The 6,771-nt window shown below is 72.9% G+C and carries 7 protein-coding genes and 1 pseudogene; all 8 read left to right on the top strand.

Annotated features, from left to right (window positions below):
• Nucleotides 1-72: 72 nt before the first annotated feature.
• Nucleotides 73-1,332 (top strand): acyltransferase, encoded by a 1,260-nt coding sequence (locus tag AB0399_RS33610; RefSeq protein ID WP_366413867.1) that lies wholly within the window; start codon nt 73-75, stop codon nt 1,330-1,332.
• Nucleotides 1,333-1,469: 137 nt separating this feature from the next.
• Nucleotides 1,470-2,423, top strand: a complete 954-nt coding sequence (locus tag AB0399_RS33615; RefSeq protein WP_366413868.1) for a hypothetical protein — start codon at nt 1,470-1,472, stop codon at nt 2,421-2,423.
• Entirely contained in the window at nt 2,420-3,079 is a 660-nt protein-coding gene (locus AB0399_RS33620) for a hypothetical protein (protein WP_366413869.1), read from the top strand. The genes AB0399_RS33615 and AB0399_RS33620 overlap by 4 nt, the downstream gene beginning before the upstream one ends.
• A gap of 170 nt (nt 3,080-3,249) precedes the next feature.
• The gene (locus tag AB0399_RS33625; protein WP_328461921.1) at nt 3,250-3,867 is read left to right on the top strand and encodes a TetR/AcrR family transcriptional regulator; all 618 of its coding nucleotides are present in this window, start codon (nt 3,250-3,252) and stop codon (nt 3,865-3,867) included.
• A 112-nt stretch (nt 3,868-3,979) separates the two neighbouring features.
• Complete coding sequence (locus AB0399_RS33630) at nt 3,980-5,218, top strand: cytochrome P450 (RefSeq protein ID WP_366413870.1); 1,239 nt, start codon at nt 3,980-3,982, stop codon at nt 5,216-5,218.
• A gap of 29 nt (nt 5,219-5,247) precedes the next feature.
• Nucleotides 5,248-5,442 (top strand): ferredoxin, encoded by a 195-nt coding sequence (locus AB0399_RS33635; RefSeq protein WP_328461917.1) that lies wholly within the window; start codon nt 5,248-5,250, stop codon nt 5,440-5,442.
• Nucleotides 5,439-6,644, top strand: a complete 1,206-nt coding sequence (locus AB0399_RS33640) for an FAD-dependent oxidoreductase (RefSeq protein ID WP_366413871.1) — start codon at nt 5,439-5,441, stop codon at nt 6,642-6,644. The genes AB0399_RS33635 and AB0399_RS33640 overlap by 4 nt, the downstream gene beginning before the upstream one ends.
• 33 nt (nt 6,645-6,677) lie before the next feature.
• Nucleotides 6,678-6,771, top strand: a pseudogene (locus AB0399_RS33645) (S26 family signal peptidase); the annotation flags it as partial.

Here is a 6,771-nt window from a genome sequence, read left to right on the forward strand (position 1 = left end):
TTACCAGAACACTGCTTGGCTGAGGCGAATGTATTTGCCATCAATCAGCGATAGCAGGGAAGCGGTACCTGCGTGAGCAGTCAACCCCCCACCAGCACGCGCCAGGACAGCGGCCAACGAGAGGCGGCAACAGGAGGACCGGAGACCGCGCCGTTTCCCTCGGCGGTCAGGACCCCCGGCAAGCGGGTCAACGGCATCGACGGGCTGCGCACGCTGGCCGTGCTGCTCGTCATCGTCTACCACTTCAACCCGGACAAGCTGCCCGGTGGCTCCATCGGTGTGGACGTCTTCTACACCATCAGCGGTTTCGTGATCACCCGGTTGCTCATCGCGGAGTTCGCCAGGACCGGCGACATCAGCCTGCGGCAGTTCTACCGCCGCCGCTGGCTGCGGCTGGTGCCCGCGCTCCTGGTGGTCTGCGCCGTGACCGCGCTGCTGAGCTTCGCTCCGGTGCAGTCCTTCCGGCACGGCGTCTCGGCGGCCCTGCTGGCCGCCTTCTCGCTGGTCAACCTGGTCCGCGCGGCCCAGTCCGGCGCCTACACCGGTGTGACCGCCCCCCTCGGGCACACCTGGTCGCTCGGCGTCGAGGAGCAGTTCTACCTGCTGTGGCCGCCGGTGCTGCTCCTGCTGCTGCGCCGGCTCAAGGCCCGTACGGTGCTGATCGCCGCGGCCGTGCTCACGCTGCTGCCCGTGCTGTGGCGCTTCCACCTGTGGAACGCCGAGGCCGCGCACCGCATCTACAACGGGCCCGACACCCGCGCCGACCAGCTGCTGGCCGGTGCGGTGCTGGCGATCGTGCTCGCCCGGCTCGCCCCGGACGACCCCTGGCGGGAGACGTTGCGGACCTGGTCGGCGCGGCTGTGGGTGCCCGCGTTCGCGCTGCTGGGCCTGATGGCCTGGCAGCTGCAGATCACCGGCGACAGCGCGTGGATCGCGCCGGAGTACACCATCGGCTTCCTCGTCACCGCGCTGCTCGCCGTGGTGCTGCTGACCTCGCTGGAACTCCTGCCGGGCTCGCCGCTGAACAGGGTGCTCTCGCTCGCCCCGCTCGCCTGGATCGGCCGCAACCTCAGCTACGGGCTCTACCTGTGGCACTACCCGCTGATGCACCTGCTGAGCGACCTGGGTGTCGAGCGCATGCTCTTCCCCTCCACGCTGCTCGCCACCTTCATCATGGCGCTGGCCTCCTACTTCCTCGTGGAGGAGCCGTGCCGGCGCATCAAGCAGCGCGGCCGCGGCCGTGGCACGCCGACCGGGCGGAGCGGGGGAGGGCTGCGCACACCGGAGCAGGTCCTGCCGACGTCGGTGGGTGCCCCGGGCCGGGCCCGGTAGCAACTCGCGCCCCGGGCGGCCCTGTTCTCGCCCCCGTCACTCGGGTTGCAGGCGGGCCGGCCGGCATCGTCGCCGGGGGCCGGTGACTCGCGCGGATCGGGCCCGCGGGCCCGCGGGGTTCGCGTAGGTTCTGGCGCATGGCCACTACGGTGCGGCTCAGTCCGCTGCTTGAGGAGCATTCGAGGGCGCTCGGCGTCGACCTCGGGTACTTCGTCGTCGTGTACGCGGTGGTGGCGTTCTCCACGCACACGGATGTGCGCGGCTGGTGGGCGTTGGCGGTGCTGGGGTCGGTGGTGGTCTTCCACTGGCTCCAGATGCGGTTCCTGGTGAAGCTGGTCTTCGACGACCAGGGCGTCACCATCCAGCGGGTGGTGCGCCGCAGGCGCTTCGCCTGGGCGGGCATCGCCGGCCTGGTCTACTCCGAGCGCGGGTCGGGCACCGCGAACACCCCTTCCACGTACCAGTTGCGGCTGGTGCTGCGCGGGCAGGAACCGCCACTGGGCCGGTTCCTGACCCAGGTGCAGCGCCAGGACTACTGCGGGGGACCGGTGCTGATGGCGCCGGCCACCCTCGACGACGACGGCGAGAGCAAGGGCGACCACCAACGGCGCCTGGTCCTCAAAGAGTTGGAGGAGCACGGCTTCCCTCCTCCGGCGATGAAGCCGTGGGAGTTCCGCACCCCGCGGTTCAGCGCCCGGGCGCTGACCGCGGCCGTCGCGATGGACCTGCGCGGCACCCATGCGGTGGCCGTACGGCACGGCGCGGGGGTCGCCGCGGAGGAACGGCCGCTGCTGGCCCGTACGTTGCCGGAACTGGCCGAGGCGAACGGCGGGGCGGACACCACGTTGCGCGAACCGGACTTCGTCAGCTTCTTCTTCGAGGGCCCGGCGGCGGCCGATCACGCGGCGGCGTTCCTGGCCGCGGCGCGCGAGGTCGTGCCCGCGCACTGGGGGGTGACGGCGGGGACGCTGCCGGCGGAGGAGGAGCCGTCGGGAGTGGCGGCGCCCGGTGCGATGGGGCCCGCGGGGGCCAGGGCCGCGGCGCCCGCGTCCGTCTCCGCAGTGGCCGAGCGCGAGGAGGATGCCCGGTGAACCGCCGTCTGCCGTGGTGGAGTTGGGGTTTCGTGGCGGGCGGGGTGGCCGGCTTCCTCGGGCTGGTCACCCACTGGTTCAGCACGGTGCCGCCGAGCGGGGCGCCACTGGGCACCGGTGGCCATGGCTACGGCGCGTTCTCGGTCCACTGGCTGGGGGTGCTCGGGCCGGTGTTCATGCTGCTGGAGGGCGGGCGCTGGTTCGGGGCGCTGCGCGGCTGGTGGCGGGTCCCGGCGCTGTCCGACTGGCGGCGCGGCGGCTCCCGCCCGGCGGATCGGACGGCTCCGGTGGCTTCGGCCGCGTCCCCCGCTTCCTCGGCGGACTCCGCTTCCCCCGCGTCCCCCGTCTCCTCGGCGGACTCCGCTCCCCAGGACGACAGTGACCCGGGTGAGGGCGCCGGCCCCGGCGGGCTGATCGGCCTGGCTGCCCTCGTCCTGCTCGGGATCTGCCGCGCGGCCGTGCCGACCCACCTCACCGTCTTCGCCATCGGCGGTACCGACCCCGGCCGCCGGGACATGGCGTACGCCGTCCACGTCGACTTCGGCTTCTGGTGCATGCTGGTCGGCTCGCTGCTCTTCGTCGCCTGCGGCGCGCTCGGCTGGTTCACCCGCGAACGGATCTTCCGCCGCCCCTCGTCCGTGCCCGTCCCGGACTAGGCCCGGACCAGGCCCGGACCAGGGCCGGATCAGGGGCCGGACCGGAGCCCAGCCTTCGGGGGGCGAGGCGTTCACGCGGGCGCGCGCCTGGCAAGGGTGCGTCGCGGGGGACGGTCCGGTTCCGGTCAGCTTCGATAATGCTCCGGGGAAGGGCGGCGGAAGGAGCGGGGATGGCGGAGACGTTCAAGCGGCGCACACCGAGCCAGTGGGGTGAGGGGGCCGCGCTGAAGACGGAGATCCTGTCGGCGGCGGCGCGGCTGCTGGCGGCGGCCGGGCGCGAGGACGCGGTGTCGTTGCGCGCCGTCGCCAGGGAGGTCGGGATCTCCGCACCCAGCATCTACCTGCACTTCAAGGACCGTTCCGACCTGGTGGCGGCCGTGACGCAGCAGGCGTACGAGACGCTGGTCGCCGACCTGCACGCGACATGGGACCGGCAGGAGCACTCCGGGCCGCCGGCCGCGCTGCGCGCGATGGCCCACCGGTACTGCGGGTTCGCGCTGGAGAACCCGACGCGCTACCGGCTGATGTTCGGTCTTGAGCGGGTCACGGCGCCGCGCGAGCAGTCCCCGCAGCACCCGGTGTGGCTGCTGTACGGGGTGTGGCAGGACGCGGTGGCCGCCTGCCGCACCGCCCGGCCGGGTGCGGAGCGGGACCGCAAGGACGCGCTGCTGCTGTGGTCCGCCCTGCACGGGATCGTGGCCATCACGATGGCCCTGCCCTTCGAGGCGGACCTGGAGAGCATCGCGCACCGCGCGGACGACCTGCTCGACCGCGTGATGGCCGAATAGCGACGACGGCGCCCTCCGTGGTGTTGATGTGACGCACGGTGTCGATATCGTTGCCCATGGCACCTAACGCCGTTAGGGATGTTGGGTGGCCACTCCTGCCGAGGAGGCACGTATGGCCGAGATCTCGACGGTCACGCCGTCCGAACACCTCGAACACCCCGACTACCCGATGCCCCGAGCGGCCGGGTGTCCCTTCGACCCGCCGCCCGCACTGCTGACCCTGCAAGAGCAGAAGCCGCTCGCCCGGGTGCGTATCTGGGACGGCACCAGCCCCTGGCTCGTCACCCGGTACGACCACATGCGGGCCCTGCTCGGCGACGCGCGGCTGAGCGCCGACACCGCGAACCCCGGCTACCCGTACCGCAACGCGGCGGGCCGGGCCGGCGACCAGATCCGGCGGACCTTCCTCACGATGGACGACCCGGAGCACGCGCGGCTGCGGCGCATGGTGACCGCTCCCTTCGCCATCAAGAACGTCGAGGCGCTGCGGCCGTCCGTGCAGACCATCGTCGACGGGCTGATCGACCGCCTGCTCGACGGCCCGCGGCCGGTCGACCTCGTCGAGGCGTTCGCGACGCCGGTGCCCAGCCTGGTCATCTGCGAACTGCTCGGAGTGCCGTACGACGACCACGACTTCTTCCAGCGCAACACCAGGGTCATCGTCCGCCGCACCTCGACGCCCGAGGAGGTCGTCGCCGCGCAGAACGCCCTCGTCGACTACCTGGACGACCTCCTGGGTGACAAGCAGGCCCGGCCCGGCGAGGACCTGCTGTCCACGCTCGCCGGGCAGCGCGTGGACGCCGGGCAGATGACGCGGCACGAGGCCGCGCAGATGGGCGTCCTCCTGCTCAGCGCGGGACACGAGACGACGGCGAACATGATCGCGCTCGGCACGGTCGCGCTCCTGCGGCACCCGGACCAACTCGCCCTGCTGCGCGACACCGACGACCCCAAGGTGGTCGCCGCGGCGGTGGAGGAACTGCTGCGCTACCTCTCCATCGCGCACTCCGGGCGCCGCCGCGTGGCCCTCGAGGACATCGAGATCGACGGCGAGGTGATCCGCGCCGGCGACGGCGTCATCCTGGCCGGCGAGGCCGCCAACCGCGACCCGCGGGTCTTCCCCGACCCGGACCGCCTCGACGTCACCCGCGACGCCAGGCAGCACGTCGCCTTCGGCTTCGGCGTCCACCAGTGCCTCGGCCAGCCGCTGGCCCGGGTCGAGCTCCAGGTCGTCTACAGCACCCTCTACTCCCGCATCCCGACGCTGGAGTTGGCGGTGGACGCGGACCGACTGGACTACAAGCACGACGGACTGGTCTACGGCGTTTACGAACTCCCGGTCACCTGGTAGCAGTTGTCCGTCCGAAAGCGAGGTACCCCATGCGTGTCGAAGTGGAACAGCCCAAGTGCGTGGCGTCCGGGCAGTGCGTGCTGGCGGCGCCCGACGTGTTCGACCAGGACGACGAGGGCATCGTGGAGATGCTGACGGACCGGCCGGGAGCCGACCGGTACGAGGACGTGAAGGAGGCGGCCGCGCTCTGCCCCGCCGCGGCGATCCGGCTGGTGAGTGAGTGACCAGCGCTCCCCCACGCCGCGTGGTGGTCGTCGGGGCCTCGGCCGCCGGGCTGGCGGCGACCGAGACCCTGCGCCGCGACGGGTACGACGGCGCCCTGACCCTCGTCGGGTCGGAGAAGCACCTTCCCTACGACCGGCCGCCGCTGTCCAAGCAGGTCCTCACCGGGCAGTGGCCGGTCGAGCGCACCGCCCTGCGCGGGCCGGCCGACCTGGACGCCCTCGACGTGGACCTGCGGCTCGGCGTGCCGGCCGCGGCCCTCTCCGCGGCCGGCCGCACGCTGACCCTGGCGGACGGCGCCGAACTCGGCTACGACGGACTGGTCGTCTGCACCGGAGTCCGTCCGCGCCGCCTGGCCCCGTCCGGCACCGCCGGCCTCCACGTCCTGCGTGACCTGGAGGACGCCGTGGTCCTGCGGGACCGGCTGGCCGCCGGGCGGCGCCTGGTCGTGGTGGGCGGCGGGTTCCTCGGCACCGAGGTGTCCGCCGCCGCCCGCGCCCTGGGCGCCGCCGTCACGCTCGTCGAGCCGTCCGCCGTGCTCCTCGCCGACGCGCTCGGGCACCAGGTCGGCGCCCACCTGGCGCAGGTGCACCGCGACCGGGGCGTGGACCTGCGGACCGCGACGGCGGTCGCGGGGATCACCGCGGAGGAGGGCCGGGTGACCGGAGTGCGGCTGGCGGACGGAACCGTCCTCCCGGCCGACGACGTGGTCACCGCGATCGGCTCGCTCCCCAACACCGAATGGCTGCGCGGCAGCGGACTGGGCGTGGCCGACGGAGTCGAATGCGACGAGTACAGCGCCGCCGCACCCGGTGTGTACGCCGCCGGGGACGTCGCGCGATGGCTCAACCCGCTCTTCGGCACTCCGATGCGGGTGGAGCACCGTACCAACGCGGCCGAGCAGGGCATGGCCGCCGCCCGCAACCTCCTGCACCCGCAGGACGGCCGGCCCTTCGCCCCGATCCCGTACTTCTGGTCCGACCAGTACGACGTCAAGATCCAGGCGTACGGCATGCTGCGCGGCAGCGACCAGGCGCAGGTGGTGGAGGGCGACCCCGCGGACGGCCGTTTCCTCGTCGCCTACCGCTCCGGTGAGAGGGTGACGGGGGTGCTGGGGATCGGCATCCCGCCGCGCACGCTGCGCCGGTGGCGTACCGCCGTGGCCGACCGCACCGCATGGCAGGACGCGCTGACCATGGCGTGAGCGGGTGACCGGGGGCTTGGTTGCCCGGTTGCCGTCAAACGCGTGATCGGTGTCGGCGGCGACCGCGTCACCTGCTGCGACGCCCAGGGCCGGGTCAGCGTCAACGGCCACGCGCTCGATGAGACCT

It is taken from the genome of Streptomyces sp. NPDC088194, assembly GCF_040702025.1.
Lineage (GTDB): Bacteria > Actinomycetota > Actinomycetes > Streptomycetales > Streptomycetaceae > Actinacidiphila.

Excerpts from the sequence above, each read along its gene's own strand:
- AB0399_RS33615 (WP_366413868.1), top strand. The coding sequence starts at position 1,470 with ATGGCCACTACGGTGCGGCTCAGTCCGCTGCTTGAGGAGCATTCGAGG.
- AB0399_RS33625 (WP_328461921.1), top strand. The coding sequence starts at position 3,250 with ATGGCGGAGACGTTCAAGCGGCGCACACCGAGCCAGTGGGGTGAGGGG.
- AB0399_RS33630 (WP_366413870.1), top strand. The coding sequence starts at position 3,980 with ATGGCCGAGATCTCGACGGTCACGCCGTCCGAACACCTCGAACACCCC.
- AB0399_RS33635 (WP_328461917.1), top strand. The coding sequence starts at position 5,248 with ATGCGTGTCGAAGTGGAACAGCCCAAGTGCGTGGCGTCCGGGCAGTGC.